The sequence below is a fragment of the Deltaproteobacteria bacterium genome (assembly GCA_016210045.1).
Taxonomy (GTDB): Bacteria; UBA10199; UBA10199.
This window is the reverse complement of record JACQUX010000039.1, coordinates 1-16,915: the sequence shown is the minus strand read 5'-3', so window position 1 is coordinate 16,915 and position 16,915 is coordinate 1. Positions and strand designations below refer to the sequence as shown.

Here is a 16,915-nt window from a genome sequence, read left to right as displayed (position 1 = left end):
ACTCCCCTCGATGCGTACGGAACAGTCTTCGACGGCCGAGCAACCGACCCGTTCCGTGAAACAGTCGGAAAGAGAAACGCCGGCGCGTGGCTCTCAAGACTCCGTGCATGAAACGGCTGTTACAGCACCACAACGGCAGGTCCCTACTGAGCGTTCTAAATCTGAGGGACATACCCCAACCGAGCTTGGCAACGACGACCGTGGCTCCACGCGCGACGCAAAGCATGTGCCGCCGACGGGGAGCAAACGTGGTGCAACCGATAGCCCCGTTGCCCGTACGACGATGCCGCCGACTCCGACGCGGGCAGCTCCAACGACGTGTCAATCGTCGTTGTTCGACTGTGCCAAGGCCCGTGGCGTGCTGTTCCCGGATGGCTTTACGGCGGAAGAGCTGTTTGTACATCCGCTGCAAGACGCGCTCTTTGCTGTTGGGAGCGGCAAGGACGACTCATTAATGGCCTACGCCTTCCAATTTTTGCAATTTCAGCAGCCGACGCCGATACAACCGATTACCTGCGAGATGAATTTCCCCGCCGGGATCCGCGGTGTCGTGACGCGCGAAGGTGCCGCGCCGATTTTTTATAGCACGCACGAATATTTCCAGCTCGACGAAGCGCAAGCTCTACTAAAAACCGATGAAGCCGGCGTAACACATTGCCAATTGTCGCTAGTGAAATTGCCGCTCAGCCATACGTGTCCCGGCGAGGCGCAGTTGTTGAGTGTGCACGGTGATTGGGATCTGAACGCTGACGACGTCTCCGATGTCGTCGGTGTGGGGCGTTGCGACAAAGCTGCACTGTGGCTCGATCTCTTCCTCAGTACACCCACCAAGCAAGTCGTGGCGCAGACTTTCACTAATGTCGCAGATGCAGTCGCGTTCTCCGAGTCCAAGACGATGGTGCAAACGACCCTACTCGATGCCTCCACGATACAAATCGAATTGCTGAGTGCAGTTGCCAAAGCGCTCGGCGGATCGCCACGGGGTGGTCCTCGCGCGGACGATGCGACGCATCCGGCGCCGACGGCGCGCGTGCAATGTGTAGTGAAATTGGCCGCAGAGAGCGGCGTGGTCGGGACTCCGAGTTGCGAGTCTGATGTGATCGGCCCGATGCCGGAAGGCGTTGCGGTCGCAATTCACAAGGCGGGTGTTGGGGCCAAGTCATTCATCATGAGCAGCGATGGAAAGCTCTGCAAGTCGCCGAAGTCAGGCAAGGCTGATGTTGCTGATGCCGGCACGTTCGAATGTGAATCCAAGCCGGGCCAAGCGATGACGGTGAAGGCGGCGGTCGGCGCCATGGTGGGGAGTAAAGGTCGTGGCGGCAAATTGCCAAATCATGTCGTCTTTGCCGATGAGGCAGTGTTGCACTTGGCGACGCTTGCCGAAAACGCCGACGGACTGACACTTCATACGGTGTCTGGAGAAACGCTCGTCGGCGCGGCGCCATTGGACGGCATCGGTGCGGGCGCCCGATATACGATCAACAGCCCGCACGCGGTGACGATCGTCAACTTGGACAAGTTCGGCGGGAACGAAGTCTGTGCGTTATTTACGAAACGGCAGGACGAAAAAGCGGCAGCGAGCCTCCTGGTGTGTCATCGCAATCGGAACGAAACGCCATCTATCCAATTACAAACACCGGCCGTGGCCGCGGATACGAATCTGATTACGCTCGAAGCAGTGACGAACGACCCGACCGACGACACGTTAGCTACGACGTGGTCATTCACCGATGCCAACGGCAGCGATGTGAGTCAGCATTTCGAAGTGCAGGGGAATACCGCCACCTTCCATGTCCCCGCCGAGGTCCCGACGAGTTGGAATGTCTGGGATTTATTCTTGCCGACAGCGCATGCCGAGGCCGGCAGCGTGGCGTGGCCGGTGACCGCAACGGCCGTGACTTGCGATGCGGGCGGGGCCTGTAGTCAATCCACGGCGCAAGTGAGCAAAGATTTGCAAGTGACCGGAGCCGTCGTCACATCGGGCACGAGTGTGGTCACGACGACGGGCGGGGATGCTGTCGGGGGTAGTTCGAGTGGCGTCAATGGCACGAATGGGACCGGTGGAACGGAATTGCCAGACGGCAACGGGGGCACTGGGCTCGATGCGGATGGTGCGTCAGTGACGATGACGGGAAAGGGTGCGGAAGGCGGCGCGTCCAACGGTGCAGCGGCGACAACGGATGAGTCGATCGTCGCGTTCGGCTATGTCGGAACAGCAGACGCCCCCATTGCCACGTTGCCGCCGAACGAATCGGGGGAACAAGTCCCGAAGGTCGTCGGTGATCCGACGGTCGGATTCGAGGGCTTAGAAGGTGGTGTGCCGGAAGGGTCCGCCGCCAACCAGGATACAGGGTCTCAGCCCGACGGCGTCAGCGGCGATGCGGCGAGCGGTCCTGTCGGCGGATTCGACTTTGGCGGCGGTGGTTGCAGCTTCATCCCGCGCTAGAGCGACGCCGGTTCTTGATATTCGCCCCAGACACTGCGCAGCACGTGGCTGATTTCGCCGAGCGTGGCCCGCGCGCGGACACTGGCCACGATCAGTGGCACGACGTTGTCCGTGCCGAGCGCGCCGGCCTTCAGTTGCTCTAATGCAGCGTTCGTGGTCGCGGTATCCCGCGCCGTGCGCCATTGTCGCAGTCGTTCCCGTTGCGCCACTTCGATCTGTGGATCGATCTTCAAGATGGGGACTGGCACGGTTTCCTCGGTCGTCAACGTATTTACGCCCACGACCAGTTTTGATTTGTCTTCGACCGCTTGTTGGTGCGCGTACGCCGCTAGATGGATTTCGTGTTGGATGAATCCCGACTCGATCGCCGCAATCGCTCCGCCGAGTTGTTGGATCCGCTCCAGATAGACGCGGGCGTCTTGTTGGATTTTTTCCGTCAGTGCCTCCACGACGTACGAGCCGGCGAGTGGGTCGACCCATTCTGTGACGCCTGTTTCGTGGGCCAGGATTTGTTGCGTGCGCAACGCCGTGCGCGCTGCGATTTCCGTCGGCAACGCCAACGCCTCGTCTTGACTGTTGGTGTGCAAGCTCTGCGTGCCGCCGAATACTGCGGCCATCGCCTGATACGCCACGCGGACGATGTTGTTTCCCACTTGCTGGGCGGTCAGTGTCGAGCCCGCCGTTTGGGTGTGGAAGCGGAGTCGGCACGCAGCGTCGTCGGCGTGAAAACGTGTTCGCAACAATGCAGCCCACAAGCTGCGGGCGGCGCGGAATTTCGCGATTTCTTCCAGAAAGTTGTTATGGGCATTGAAAAAGAACGAGAGGCGCGGGCCGATAGCGTTGATCTCCAGCCCACGATCCACCGCGGCCTGCACGTAGGCCAATCCGTTGGCCAACGTGAACGCCACTTCCTGCACCGCGGTGCAACCCGCTTCGCGCATATGGTAGCCGGAAATTGAGATCGGATTCCATTTCGGCAAGTGCGTAGCGCTATAGGCGATGACATCGGTCGTGAGTCGCATCGAAGGGGCGGGCGGATAGATGAAATTGCCGCGCGCGGCGAATTCCTTCAACACGTCGTTCTGCACCGTGCCGGACAACGCGACGGGCGATACACCCCGTTGTTCTGCAACTACTAAATACATCGCCAGTAGGATCGCGGCCGTCGCATTGATGGTCATCGAGGTGGAGACTTGGTCGAGCGGGATTTGATCGAACAGCGTCTCCATATCCGCCAACGTCGAGATCGAAACGCCGGAACGGCCGACTTCGCCTGCGGCCCGCGGATCGTCGGCATCCAGCCCGAGCTGCGTCGGGAGATCGAACGCGATCGAGAGGCCAGTCACGCCTTGAGCCAACAGATACCGATACCGCTGATTTGACTCCGTCGCAGTGCCGAATCCGGCATACTGCCGCATCGTCCAAGGACGTCGACGGTACATCTCCGGATACACGCCATGAAGAAACGGAAAGACTCCCGCCGTTGGTGGCAACATGACCGCTCCATAGGAAAAGCCACGCGCGAAAGCCAGTCGAATCGCAAGCCCCTGATTGACAGGCGCGGCACGAATTTTGTACGATAGTCCCTAGAGGACATATGATCGCGAGTGATGTCCTGGTTTTGAATAGTGCGTATTTCCCGGTGCACGTCACGACGCTGCAGCGCGCGATGTGCATGCTCTATCAAGGCATTGTCCGCGCGGTCGACCGCAGTTATCGCACGTTTTCCTTCGAACATTGGCGCAGTCTCGATCCCGATTCGCATCACGAAAGTTTAGGTCTGGTCGGATGTTTCATCCGCATCCCCCGCGTCGTATTGCTCGTGGCCTATGACCGCATCCCGCGTCGCGGGATCCGTTTTTCGCGGCGTAATATTTTGCTGCGCGACAAATATCAGTGCCAGTATTGCTGCCGACATCTTTCCAGTGAACACCTCAATCTCGATCACGTCGTGCCCCGCAGCCAAGGGGGGCGGACGACGTGGGAGAATGTGGTCACGAGTTGTCATCACTGTAATCGGCGCAAGGGCGGGTTTACTCCCGACGAGGCGGGAATGCGGTTGTTGCGCAAACCGTATCGTCCCACGTCGCTCCCGTTTTTCGATCTCGGTGCCCGTCGGTATCGCTATACCGAATGGCAACCTTTTTTGACCGTCGTTGACGCCAGCCGCTGGCATGTGGAGCGGGAGTAAGGGCGGCGAAGCGGCAGCGGAGCCGTGGCCCGCGGTAGCGATGATCGCGATGCGACCGAGGAGGGAGCATCGCGCTCCGCAGCAGAAAGCCGTGCACCGTGTTCGGAGTGTCGCAATCACCGCCGATGTGCTTTAACCAACGACCGTGAATGATCTGATTTTTACAGTAACTGCGGCGGATGCGGGTGAACGTCTCGATCGGTACTTAGCGCGCCAACTGCCTCAATTTTCTCGCACCGCGATTCAACGCGCCATCGATGCAGGGAGTGTGACGGTGGATGCCGCCCGCTCCAAGGCCAAACTGACAGTGCGTGCGGGCCAGCGCATTGTGTGTCGGCCGCCGGCGCCTGCCGTTGTCGCGCATCCTCCCATTGCGCAGCCGATGTCGTTGGATGTCCTCTATGAAGACGCCGCGTTGGTCGTGATCAACAAACCGGCCGGATTAGTCGTGCATCCGGGTGCGGGACGTCCGCATGGGACATTGGTCAACGCGTTGGTGGCGCGCTACGGTGCATTGCCGGTGGATGGCGAAGTCTCCCGCCCCGGGATTGTGCATCGTTTGGACCAAGGGACGTCGGGCGTGATGGTCGTCGCTCGCACGGCAGCGGCGCATCGGCACTTAGTTGAACAGTTTGCGACGCGCGTCGTGCGCAAGACGTATATTGCGCTCTGCTATGGACACGTCGCGGCGGAAGGGGTCATTGAACTGCCGATCGGGCGGCATCCGACGGATCGCAAGCGGATGTCGACCCATGCGCGTCGCGGGCGGAGCGCGTGTACGCGGTGGCGCGTGCGGGAGCGTTTCGCGGAACATGCGACGTGCGTCGAAATCGATTTGGCGACCGGGCGGACGCACCAAATTCGCGTCCACTTTGCGGCCGTGGGGCATCCGCTGTTGGGAGATCCGGTGTACGGCGGGACGCGGAGTGTCACCCGGCTGCCGAAATCGTGGCAGGCCTATGGGCGCGAGTTGGATCGTCCGGCATTGCATGCGTGGCGGTTGCAGTTGGTCCATCCGAGCACCGGCCAAGCCATGACATGGAGCGCGCCGTTGCCCGATGATCTGGAATGGCTGAGTCGACAATTACGAGGCTGTGTTGAGTCCACGACATAAATCCGTGGCATCGGGGATCCGCAAGCCATCCGGGCGACGCCGACCAGCGGCCCGCGTTGCACCGTTGTGGCGCGCGCATCTCGTCATGCCGACGCTGCTGCAGCGGCGACGCGTGTATCAATATGCGCGTTGGTCCGGGAGGCCGGTGTGCCATGGCTTTGGGACGCGCGGTGTGAGTGTGGAGGCGTATTTGCGGAATGCGCACGAGGACTCGTGGTCTATTCCTACCACTCGACAAGTGCATAGTCCGATCGCGATGGATCTGACGCCGCCATTGCCACGCATGGTCTTGGTGGCCGATGCCTTTGTCACGGCGACACCTGGAGTCGTGTGCATGGTCCGCACGGCGGATTGCGTGCCGCTGTTGCTGTATGAGCCGGTGCGTGGCGTGGTGGCGGCGATTCATGCCGGCTGGCGAGGCTTGGCGGCCGGCGTGATCGCGAATACCGTGCAGCTGATGTGCGAGCGGTTCGGTGGCTCGGTAGCACGGATCGAGGCCGCGATTGGTCCCGCGATTCGTGGCGCGGAGTATGAAGTCGATCGACACGTGATCGAGGCGATGCGGGCCGGTGGGCACGACATCGCGGCCGGCGTACTCAGTCGCACTGGGCGCGGGGCAGCGACGCGGTGGCAGCTCGACCTGCCGACGTTGGCGTGGCAGGCGTTGCTGCGGTCAGGGATCATGCCCGATGCGATTGGCGCGGCCGACGTCTCCACGGTGACGCATCAAGGCGACTTCGCTTCGTTCCGTCGTGATGAGCTGGGAAGTACACGGCAAGTCAACTGGATCGCGTTACTGTAAGGGGACCTCGAATAATACCCCATCTGCGTTGTTGCCCACGGAGCCGCGATCCTCACGTACTACCATGTACGCTCCGGTCGCGGATCCGCGGGCGCCTAGCAGCTGGGGCATTCTTCAAGGTCCCCGATCATTGGATTATTAGAGGTGCCAATAAGCTACTTTGATTTTTTTGGTGCCGGGGGTTGGGCGGCTGGGTGGATTGTGGTGGTGCGGATTGCGGTGCTGCTGGTATTCGCCCGATGATATTGCATCCGCGCGGCTTCGCTGTCGAGGTCTTTGGGTCCACCGCTGGTAAACGGATCGGGACGGCCTTTTACGCCGCCTAATTTCTTCAATTCCTGTTCATACGCGGTGCGATCACGGCGCAGGCGCGCGATTTCGCGCGTATACCGCGATGCGCCGACCTTCGTGGTCCGTTTGACTGCGGGTGTAGCCACAGTCTTGGTCGGTGTCGGTTTTGATGTCGTCGCAGCTTTCGTGGGCGGCGGGGCCGTTTTTGCAGCGGCCGTGGCGACGGAGTTTTCCGTGGCGTTCGGCAGCGGATTTAATTCGGCCGTGATCGCATTGCCCGCTTGGAGTTTGATGCCCGTCGGCTGTGCGGTGGGAGCGGCTGTTGTCGCGGCGGTGGCTGTTACAGGTTCCGGTGTGACTGTGGTCGCAGTCGTTGCTGTGGAGGTGGACGTGGCAGGGGACGGCGGTGTTACGACAGCTTGAGCCGTGTCGGTTCCTGTGGCCGGCGGCGTTGTCGCTGCGGTCGGACTGGCCGTCGCATTACTGGGTGCCGTCGTGACGGCGGCGGCGACGGGGAGACTGACCGTGGCGCTGGCTGTGGCCGTCGGCGTTGCGGTGGGTGTGGCCGTAGCTGATGCGATCGCAGTTGGAGTCGTGGCTGGCGCTGGTGCTGCTGCTGTCGGAATGTCGGTGGTCGCGGTAGTGGTGGCCGTGGCAGTCTCAGTGGCGGGGGGAGTCGTTGCCGCCGCATTCGTTGCCAGCGTGACGGTATCGTTCGGCGTGTTCGTCGCGGCCGTTGTATCGGTCGTTGAAGTCGTGGCGACAGTTGGGACTGCAACCGCTGCCGTTGTGGTGCTGGTGACAGCGGCGGTCAGCGGGCGTGCTACCGGCTCCGGCGTGCTGGGCGTCGCGGTGATCCAGTTCGCCATTACAATGATGATGACGAGCCCGGCGACCATCGCGACATTGAGCGTTTGGCTACCGACCCGGGTGCTCAAATTTTCCCAGCCACGTTCGAAGCGGTCGAGCAGGTCGACTGGGGCATCGGTCGCTTCCGTTACGGCAACATTGGTGACGACGCGGGAATTTTTGTGTGTCGTACTCCCGTTGGCGTTGCGCGTTCGTTTCGGTCGTGGTTTCTGTGTTGGCTTACTTGCAACCGGAGTTTGCGCGATCACGGGTTCGGTGATCGTCGGATGTTCGCCCGGAGAAGTCGCTTCTTCTGTGGACTCCGCTGGTGGGGCAAATGCGGTGGCCACCGGGTGTGGGGTTAATTCGGAATGTGACGGGGATGTTGTGTCTGCCATGGCGCGAACTCTAGGCAAGTCGAACATTATACGTCAAGCAATATTTCGGATAATGCCACCAACAACGCCGAAGACCCCGGTGTATTCACCGAGGTCTTCTGTACTACCTACGTCTTCAATGTCTCTTGAGAACCTCTGGCTCATCGCTTAGGAAAGGGCGAGTTCCTTCGAAGTATTGTTCAAGCAGCCGGGTCAGGTCGAACCCCATTTCGGGGCCGCATCCTTCCTTGCAGTTAGCTTCCCTCGGTCTTCCCCGAGGGGCCCCGCTACGAAGGTTTCTACCCACCCCGGCAGCCGACGACTTCTGCCACGTGGGACGCGTGACTTTTGCCGCCTTTCCTCCCTTGGAATTCCCCATCTCTATGGTCTTCTCCCCACCAACATATAGAGTCCGCTTCCAGACCCCACTGCGTTCAGGCTTGTCGAAGCCCCCCTTGCAGGGGACCACGCACTGACCTCTGCGCAGATTCCATTTGGCGGCGATAGTCGTTTCCCTTGCGGTACTTTCGACCCCCATTCTGATGTTTCGCCCGTTGTATCCTGATCCCTTCAGTCCCGACGCTCTCCCTGGTGCAGCCCCCGCAGCCCCGGCCACATCACTGCGGCTTGGCAACTACGGCTCGGGTGTCACGCGATGACTTCCTGACAGGGGATCAGCGATCAGTTCGGTCGCCTCCCTAAACGATGAGCCAGCAAGTTCTCAAAGAGCCCGTCCACTTCTGATGATGGACTTAGACCATGGCCCGTTACGTGCCGCAACGGGTGCTGTGGATATCTGTCGGCAAACCTGCGCCAGTCATGGAAAATAATATTTGCAAAATAATTATACCCGCTGTGGATAAGATGAATCGTATGCGAAGTGTAGTGAAAACAAACGCGTTCACAATGAGTTAACGTCAAAAAGCGCAGCCGATCGGTGAGTAGTGACAATGTTCGGCTTTATCAGGGACTCCAAAAAGAAAAACCCTCGGTGTTTCCACCGAGGGCTTTTGAAATCCCCCACTGCCTCTTTTGAGAACTGCGAGCTCATCGCTTAGGGTTTGGGCGCGTTTCTTCGGAGTCTCTGACAAGCCACCTCTCGAAGTAGGACCACTTTCGTGGCCTCATACTCCCATGTGGTTTGCGACCCGCCTTGCGGCAGGGCGCTCCGCTTCGAAGCGTTGTGCTCCGAAAAGTAGCCGGCGGCTTCTGCCGAGTGGGATGCTCGACTTTTGTCGCCATTCCTCCCATGAAATTCCCCGCCTCTATGGTCTTTTTCCCGACTGTCTCTAGGGACTGCTTCCAGCCCCCACCACGTACAGGCTTCTTGCGGCTACCCTTACGGCCAGCCGTTCCGTGCCTCTGCGCGGATTCCATCCGTCGGGGATAGCCGGTTCCCTTACGGTACTTCCGGCCCCCATTCTGACGTTCGCACCGCTGTGTCCTGATCCCTTCAGTCCCAGTGCTCGTCTTGGTACTCGCCCCCACCGATCGGCCGCATTGCTACGACACGACAGCGGTGGTTCAGACGTCACACGAGGACTTCCTAACGGGGGATCAGCGATCAGGTCGGTCGCCCCCCTAAACGATGAACTCTCCAGTTCTCAAAGAACGCTGCGTTAATTACGAGATTACCTAGACCACGCGCTGTTGTGGCCGGCAATGGGTGCTGGAATGGATCGACCGGAAATGCGCGTGGAATCTGCTGAATAAAATGTTTCAAAAAAAATACCCCGCTGTGGATAAGTTGATGTGTGTGCGAAAGGCGGTAAAATATTTTTAAAAATTCAGCGGTCCGCTATGATACTGAGAGGTGCATGATGACTTTTCAGCGTTTGCATTGTTTGACAGATCCGTGGGGGCGCATTACAGCGGTTGCGTGACTGCTGAGTTTGGGACCAGCTGCCTGCTCCTGATTCCTTCCGTCGCCCTGTACAGTCTCGGTATGACGTGGCTCGGCGCGCGCTATCGCGATGCGCGTTCGTTCCGCTCCGGCGTGTTGGCGATTTACGTGATCGCTTTGTTGGCGACAGCGGCGCAGGCGCTGAGTGTCGCGCCGTTTTTTTTCGAGGCGGCGGCTGGTCCGTGGTACGCGCCGTTGTTGGCGGCGTGGAATAGTGTTGTCGGCGGGCTGCTCGGATGGGTCGCGGTAGTGGCGTGGCTCTGCGTGGCGGCGAGTCGTCAATTGGAACGGCATCATCCGCGCCATTTGCCGGTCGTGAATGCAGTGCTGATGCTGGTGGTCGGTAGTCTCGCGGTGGCGCTGCTGTGGGCGACGTCTCCGTTTGCCATCGATACGACGGCGTTACCGGGCGTTTGGCGAGCGCCACAGTTGTTGGTGCAGCGTGTGGCGGTATGGCTCGGCTGTGGCGCCGCGGTGGTGGCCGGCGCGTTTGTCATTTCCGGGTGGTGCGATGTGGAAATGGATGCCGGCTGGCTCGCGTTGCTGCGGCGTTGGGTGTTGGGGAGTTGGGTGGGCTTCAGCGTCGCACTCTTTTGTGGGATGCATTGGTCGTATTATCGGCTCGGCGGCGGGAGTTTCTGGAACGGTGAATTGATGGAACGGGCCGTGCTGCTGCCGTGGTTGACGGTGACGGCGCTACTACATGGATTACGAGTACAGGAGCGGCGTGGAATGTGGCGCGGCTGGAACGGGTGTATTGTTTGGGGCTTGGCCTGCTTCGCGTTGTTCACGATATTTGCGGTCAGCATGGCGGGCGGGCCGGCGGCCGATGCTGCGGCGGTTGCTCGCGTCGCACCTTACTTGACCGGTGTCTTGTTACTGGCGCTGTGTGGTGGCGGTGGTTTCATCGTGGCACGGTTGCGGGCGCTCGGTAGGCGAATGATCCTCGAATCATTCTATTCGAAAGAAGGCGCGTTGCTAGTGAACAATGTGCTGCTGCTGATCGGTGTTGGCGTGCTGACGTCCGGCACGATGTTGCCGATGGTGCGGGCGTGGCTCACGGGTACGGAAGAGTTGGTCGGGACGGCGCTACAAGACGCGACGTTGCTGTGGATGGGGTTGGGACTGGTAGTAATAGCCGGCGTGGGGCCAGTGCTCACGTGGCGGCGTGCGACGCGCGGCGTGTTGTGGCGCAGCCTGCGTTGGCCGGCGGTGGGGGGATTGCTGGCCGGTGGCGCGGTATGGAGTATGGGCGTGCGCGCTGGGTTCGCATTGAGTGCGGTCGTCTTGGGGGCGATCACTGGTTTGATGATCCTTGGCGAATTGCTGCGCGGGGCGCGGTGGTGGCGATTTACGCGCATATCTACGCAGCCTGTGGAAGGGCCGCTGGTTCAGAATCTGTTTCAACATGCGCCGCGGCGGTACGGGGGCTACGTGGTGCATTTCGGCATGTTGGCCATTTTCGCGGCCGGTGTCGGCGCGTTATATCGGCAAGACGTGCGTATTCAATTGCAACCGGGGGAATACGCCGTCATCGGGCCCTATTACGTCGAATTCGCCGGGCTGCAGTTGCCGGAAGGTGGGGTGGGTGGGGCCGTGGCGGCGGAATTGATTGTGCGGCGCGGGCAGCGCGTGATCACGACGTTGGCGGTGACCGCACGTGGCGCGGGCGCCGTGGACGACACGCTGGCCGGACCCGCGATCTATTCGCGCTTTTCGCACGATCTGTCGGTCCAGTTGCTCGGTTGGAATTCCCGTGGCGGCGCGGCGCGGTTTCAGCTAGGGATGCAACCGGTGGTCAGTGGCCTCTGGATTGGTGCCGCGTTGTGTGGTGCAGGGACGTTGATCATGATCTGGCCGCGGCGTGGTGTGCGCGTGGCGGCGATCGCCGCGCGGGTGGCGTAATCGATGCATCTCTATTGGCTCATCGCAGTACCGATGATCGCCGTGCTGGTGGTCACGGCGCCGTATTGGTGGCGACGCGGTTGGTGGAAGCTCCCCGATGAAGGCCTGGCGGCGCAGCTCCGCGAGCGGATGCTGCTGTTGCAGCGGGATTTGGAAGGGATCGCCTTCGATCGGGCGACCGGCTCGCTCGATGCGGTCGAGGCCGATCGGTTGCAAATTCAGCATCAACAAGAGATCCAGCGGTTGGCCGATCGACTGGCCGGTTTGGGTGGCTCGGTCGGGGCGCCGCCGTTGCCGCCGGCGATTCGCCATGATCGGCGCTGTTCCGAGTGCGGCACGATGTGCCAAACTGGCACGCGCTTTTGTGCGCATTGTGGAGCGGTGTTGCGCTACGCGCCGGTGCAACGGCGCAGCGATCCGGAGGCCAAAGCGGCGCGGGACAAAGTGGAGCGGTTGAATTCGCCGTGGTGGATGCTCAGCTTCGGATTGTTGTTGATGTTGTCTAGTAAAGTAGTCTGTGCTGCGCCGGCGGTAGCGCCGACGGTGCCTGCCAATGCCGTCGTGCGTGCGACAAGCGCCTCCTCACTGCTGGTCCATGCCCCATGGATTGCGCTCGGTCTTTGCGGCGTGGTTTCGACCCTCATCGGCGCCCAAGCCCTCATTCTCGCCCGCCGTAAACCGCCATCACAGCTGCGAATGACGTGATTTCCCAGTGTTCTGTATGGTGAACGTGCCTCGAGTCCTGATTACGGGGAGTGCCGGCAATCTCGGCAGCCGTTTAGCGCGGGCGATGCTCCGCGAGCCGTGTGCATTGCGCTTGATGTATCATCGGACGCCGTTGCCGCAGGACGTGGCGACGGCGTCCGATGTGGAGCCGATCCGGGCGGATTTGGCCGATCCGGCGACGCTTGGGGCGGCGGTTCGCGGGGTCGATACGATCGTCCATTTTGCCGGCGTGTTGTTCGCACCGCGTCCGGAACGGTTTCTTCCGACGACCAACACGCAATGGTTTGCGAACCTCGTGACCGTCGCGCTTGCCGCGCGGGTGACGCGAATCGTGCTCATTTCGTTTCCCCACGTGGAAGGTCCCACGACGCCGGATCGTCCGGCCACCGGACGGTTAGATGGCCATCCCGTCTCGGTGCATGCCCAGACCAGGTTGGAAGAGGAGCGCTTGTTGTTTGCGCGCACCGCCGAGACGGCCACCACGCCGGTGAGTTTGCGCATCGGTATGGTTTACGGTCCCGGAATCTTGATGATCGACGCGGCGCGCTGGCTGGCGCAACGTCGCCTGTTGGGAGTGTGGCGACGACCGACGTGGATCCACTTGATCGCGACGGAGGATTTTCTCCGGGCCACGATCGCTGCGGCCCTGCGGCCCGCTGTGAACGGCATCTATCATCTGGGCGATGAGGCCCCGACGACGTTGCAAGAATTTCTAGACGCCGCGTGCGACCGCTGGGGAACGGCCCGCCCGTGGCGTCTTCCCGGCGCGCTCATTCGCTGTGCCGCAGCGCTGTGTGAAATGGGCGCGTGGCTGTTCCGTTGCCGCGCCCCACTGACCCGCGACTTTATCACCATCGGTCAAGTCTCCTATTGCGGCGACACATCCCGCTTTCGCCGCGACCTCGTTCCCGTCCTCACTCACCGCACGTATCACGCAGGCCTGCGCGCCCAGTGGCCGGCGGAGTGAGGCAACTTTCTTACATCATCCGCAAGATCAGCAGTGCGCGCGGGGTAAGGTGGAAGCCGCGACGGCCGAGTTTGGCGGGGTTGGGGAGGATCGACGCGAGGAACGCGGCTTGTGGGCCGCTGAGCTCCCGGGCAGGGCGCTTGAAGTAGTGCTGCGCAGCGGCTTCGGCGCCGTAGACGCCGGGGGCCCATTCGGCGATGTTTAGATAGAGTTCCAAAATCCGGTCCTTCGAAAGTTCCCGTTCCAGTGCGAGCGCGATGAAAAATTCTTTGAATTTGCGGAACGGATTCTTGCTGCGACTTAAATATAAATTCTTCGCGACTTGTTGCGTGATCGTGCTGGCGCCTTTCGCGAAGCGGCCGCGTTTCCAATTGATATGCGCGGCATGTCGGATCGCGTTCCAGTCGAAGCCGTGGTGCCGGTAAAATTGATCGTCTTCGGCCGCGATCACGGCGCGTTGCAACGTTCGCGCGATCTGCGCGAGCGGCATCCATTCGTAATGCAGTTCGCCGCCGACGCTCTGCATCATCGCGGTGAGGCGGGGCGGTTCGTGTTGGAGCCGGCTGACATCGGGGAGGCTGAACAGCGTATAGAGGTAATAGAGCCACAGCAGGCCGGCCGCGAAGTAGATGCCGGCGCGGCGCAGCGGGATGGGAGTAGGGCGTAGATCTCCTTGCATCAGTGGGGCATTATATATAAGGACTCCGTATGGGTGTGCAACCGGACACATGGATTGCGGAGATGGCGCGGACGCGGCGGATGATCGAGCCGTTTGTCGACACGCAGGTGCGGACGGGGATTTCGTACGGATTATCGTCGTACGGCTACGATTTCCGGATCGCGGATGAGTTTCGCGTGCCGGTGGCCGGTGGCGCAGTGCTCGATCCGAAGGCGGTTGGGCCCGAGGCGTTTCGTGAGGTCCGGACGTCGGTCCTTGAACTGCCGGCCGGGGGCTATGCCATCGGGCGGACGGTCGAATATTTCCGCATTCCGCGGGAAGTGGTGACGATTGCGACCGGCAAGTCGACCTATGCGCGCTGCGGGGTGACGATTTATGTGACGCCGTTCGAGCCGGAGTGGGAGGGCTACGCGACGATCGCGATCGCCAACAGCGCCGGCCGTTCGGTGCGGATCTATGCCGGCGAAGGGATCGGTCAACTGCTGTTCCTCCGTGGCGACGGCGTCTGCGCGGTATCGTACGCCGATAAGCAGGGAAAATATCAAGCGCAGCAAGGCATCACCCACGCGCGCGGTTCGGGGTAAGAGCATTGACGTTCTGGCGCGTGCTCGGTATTACTGCGTTCCAACGGATTCTATGCGTCGACACAGTTACTTTTCATTGGAAGAAGCGAACGGGCTGATCCCGACGTTGGAGTACTATTGTCGGCAGTTGGCGATGCTGCATTCCGAACTCGTGAGTCTCCAATATCATTTGCAGCGGCAAGGCGCCAAGGTCACTGCGCGCGGGGTCTCGTTGCCGCGTCGCGCGGTCAAAGAAGTTCGGGGTTGGCGCACGCGTTATTTCGATCGTTGTCACCAATACGACGCGTTGCTGGAGGAAATGGCCGCGACGGGCGTGGAGATCGTCGATGCGACGTTGGGGCTCGTGAACATTTATACCTGGTGGGATGGCGAGGAAGTCGTGCTCAGTTGGCAATATGGTGAGCCGTCCGTGCAATTTTGGTTCGATCCGGGCGAACCCTTCTCCGCCCGTCGCCCCATCCGCCAGTTGTTCCATGACGCCCCTACGGGGCGGGCGCAGTGGCATTAACGGAGGATGTTTTATGCCGGGACATGTCTATACGATCGCCCGCGAGGCGCGCTTGAGTTGGTGGGAACGATTGTATTTGCCCGAAATCGTCCGTGGTCTCTGGATTACCGGCCGTCACTTGGTGCAAAACATCGTGCATATGAATCGGCGGATCACGATCGAATACCCCGATCAGCGGCCGGTGTTGCCGCAGGGTTATCGCGCTGAACATCGGCTGATGCTGCGTCCCGACGAGTCCGTGCGCTGCACGTCGTGCATGCTCTGTGCGACGGCCTGCCCGGCGGACTGCATCGAGATCGTTGCGGAAGACGTTGGCGATAATAAAGTGGAGAAGCGGCCGCGGATTTTTAACATCAATATGCTGCGCTGCGTGTTTTGCGGTCTGTGTGTCGAGGCGTGTCCCTGCGACGCGATTCGGATGGATACCGGAAAGTTCGAAAACTCCGCGTACACCCGCAAAGAATTTATTTATGACATCGGCAAACTGATGTCGAATCATCCGGCCAATGTGAGTCCGTATTCAGTCGCACTGTATTAAATGTGCGGGCTGACGCGCAAAAAAAATGGCCAAGGATTTTTATCAAGTCTTAGGCGTTCCCCGCTCCGCGACTCCCGACGAGATCAAGAAGGCCTATCGACGGCTCGCCAAGCAGTATCATCCCGACGTGAATAAGGGAGAGCGGCGCGCCGAAGAGCGTTTCAAAGAAATCACCGAGGCGAATGAAGTCCTCTCCGATCCGAAAAAACGGCAACAATATGACTTACTGGGCGAGGCGTATGCGCAAGGCGGTCCCGGCGGCGGGTTCGAATGGCGGACGCGCACCGGGCGCGGGCCGCGCGGCGCCGAAGAGGGAATTCCCGGATTCGAAGGCCTGGGAGATATCTTTAGCGAACTGTTCGGATTCGGTGGCGTGAATCGGCGCGATCGTCCAGGGTCCGGGTCTGGGCCGCGCGGGAGTGGTGGATATGCGAGTGCGCAGCGGGGTGAAGAGATCACGGCGACGGTGGAGATTGAGTTCCTGGAGGCGATCCACGGAGCGTCTCGACAATTGCAAGTGGAGCGCGGCGGGCGACGGGAAAAGATCGCGGTCAAGATTCCTGCCGGCGTGGCGGACGGTCAACGCATCCGCGTGGCGGGTAAAGGCGGGGCCGGGCGCAATGGCGGCCCGTCCGGGGATCTATTCCTCGACGTGCGGGTGCGCCCGCATCCGCGCTTCACGCGCACCGGCGCCGATTTGCAGACCGACGTCCCGCTGACGATCTATGAGGCGATTCTCGGTGCCGAAGTGACCGTGCCGACGTTGGAAGGGAGCGGGATCAAGATGAAGATCCCGGCCGGGACGGCGCCGGGGCAGCGGTTTCGTATTAAAGGAAAAGGCATGCCGGCCAGCGGCAAGACCGCCGGCGGCGATTTGTACGTCGTTGCCCATATCGTTCCGCCGCAACAACTCAACGACAAATGGCGCCAACTCGCCGAACAAATGGCCACCGAATGCCCCTACAACCCGCGGGAATGAACGCTCCCCGCCCCGAGGGGCGGGGCATCCACCTCCCTCTCCCTTTGGGGAGAGGG

The 16,915-nt window shown here is 61.0% G+C and carries 14 protein-coding genes; 11 read left to right on the top strand and 3 right to left on the bottom strand.

Going from position 1 to position 16,915, the window contains the following annotated elements; genetic code table 11:
* Positions 1-283 precede the first annotated feature (283 nt).
* Positions 284-2,446 carry a hypothetical protein gene (locus HY696_11930; GenBank protein MBI4239106.1) on the top strand — a complete coding sequence of 721 codons (2,163 nt, stop codon included), beginning with the start codon at positions 284-286 and terminating at the stop codon, positions 2,444-2,446.
* On the opposite strand, the gene HY696_11925 is transcribed toward HY696_11930, so the two are convergent.
* Entirely contained in the window at positions 2,443-3,942 is a 1,500-nt protein-coding gene (locus HY696_11925) for a methylmalonyl-CoA mutase (protein MBI4239105.1), read from the bottom strand. The genes HY696_11930 and HY696_11925 overlap by 4 nt on opposite strands.
* 101 nt (positions 3,943-4,043) lie before the next feature.
* Here HY696_11925 and HY696_11920 point away from each other — a divergent pair, with 101 nt between their 5' ends.
* The 3 genes from HY696_11920 to HY696_11910 all read left to right on the top strand — a co-directional run bounded on the left by HY696_11920 (position 4,044) and on the right by HY696_11910 (position 6,553).
* Complete coding sequence (locus HY696_11920; GenBank protein ID MBI4239104.1) at positions 4,044-4,637, top strand: HNH endonuclease; 594 nt, start codon at positions 4,044-4,046, stop codon at positions 4,635-4,637.
* A gap of 145 nt (positions 4,638-4,782) precedes the next feature.
* On the top strand, positions 4,783-5,751 hold the full coding sequence (locus HY696_11915) for an RluA family pseudouridine synthase (protein ID MBI4239103.1): 969 nt from the start codon (positions 4,783-4,785) through the stop codon (positions 5,749-5,751).
* 4 nt (positions 5,752-5,755) lie between these two features.
* Positions 5,756-6,553: a laccase domain-containing protein gene (locus tag HY696_11910; protein ID MBI4239102.1), complete on the top strand. Its 798-nt coding sequence runs from the start codon at positions 5,756-5,758 to the stop codon at positions 6,551-6,553.
* A 155-nt stretch (positions 6,554-6,708) separates the two neighbouring features.
* On the opposite strand, the gene HY696_11905 is transcribed toward HY696_11910, so the two are convergent.
* The gene (locus HY696_11905) at positions 6,709-8,091 is read right to left on the bottom strand and encodes a hypothetical protein (protein ID MBI4239101.1); all 1,383 of its coding nucleotides are present in this window, start codon (positions 8,089-8,091) and stop codon (positions 6,709-6,711) included.
* Between the two features lie 1,858 nt (positions 8,092-9,949).
* Here HY696_11905 and HY696_11900 point away from each other — a divergent pair.
* From HY696_11900 to HY696_11890, 3 genes are read left to right on the top strand one after another with little or no spacing between them, the layout of a single operon-like run.
* Positions 9,950-11,878, top strand: coding sequence for a hypothetical protein (locus tag HY696_11900; GenBank protein MBI4239100.1), 1,929 nt, complete (start codon positions 9,950-9,952; stop codon positions 11,876-11,878).
* A 3-nt stretch (positions 11,879-11,881) separates the two neighbouring features.
* Entirely contained in the window at positions 11,882-12,583 is a 702-nt protein-coding gene (locus HY696_11895; GenBank protein MBI4239099.1) for a zinc ribbon domain-containing protein, read from the top strand.
* A 25-nt stretch (positions 12,584-12,608) separates the two neighbouring features.
* Positions 12,609-13,571 carry an NAD-dependent epimerase/dehydratase family protein gene (locus HY696_11890; GenBank protein ID MBI4239098.1) on the top strand — a complete coding sequence of 321 codons (963 nt, stop codon included), beginning with the start codon at positions 12,609-12,611 and terminating at the stop codon, positions 13,569-13,571.
* 10 nt (positions 13,572-13,581) lie between these two features.
* Here HY696_11890 and mtgA read toward each other — a convergent pair whose 3' ends face one another.
* On the bottom strand, positions 13,582-14,250 hold the full coding sequence (gene mtgA / locus HY696_11885; GenBank protein ID MBI4239097.1) for a monofunctional biosynthetic peptidoglycan transglycosylase: 669 nt from the start codon (positions 14,248-14,250) through the stop codon (positions 13,582-13,584).
* A gap of 29 nt (positions 14,251-14,279) precedes the next feature.
* Between mtgA and HY696_11880 the strand changes: the two genes are divergently transcribed.
* Genes HY696_11880 through HY696_11865 form a run of 4 tightly spaced genes read left to right on the top strand, consistent with a single transcriptional unit; the run spans position 14,280 to position 16,859 of the window.
* The gene (locus tag HY696_11880) at positions 14,280-14,834 is read left to right on the top strand and encodes a dCTP deaminase (GenBank protein MBI4239096.1); all 555 of its coding nucleotides are present in this window, start codon (positions 14,280-14,282) and stop codon (positions 14,832-14,834) included.
* 52 nt (positions 14,835-14,886) lie between these two features.
* Positions 14,887-15,342, top strand: coding sequence for a DUF2203 family protein (locus tag HY696_11875; GenBank protein MBI4239095.1), 456 nt, complete (start codon positions 14,887-14,889; stop codon positions 15,340-15,342).
* Positions 15,343-15,355: 13 nt separating this feature from the next.
* Positions 15,356-15,880, top strand: coding sequence for an NADH-quinone oxidoreductase subunit I (locus tag HY696_11870; GenBank protein ID MBI4239094.1), 525 nt, complete (start codon positions 15,356-15,358; stop codon positions 15,878-15,880).
* Positions 15,881-15,905: 25 nt separating this feature from the next.
* Positions 15,906-16,859 carry a DnaJ domain-containing protein gene (locus tag HY696_11865; protein MBI4239093.1) on the top strand — a complete coding sequence of 318 codons (954 nt, stop codon included), beginning with the start codon at positions 15,906-15,908 and terminating at the stop codon, positions 16,857-16,859.
* Positions 16,860-16,915: the final 56 nt, after the last annotated feature.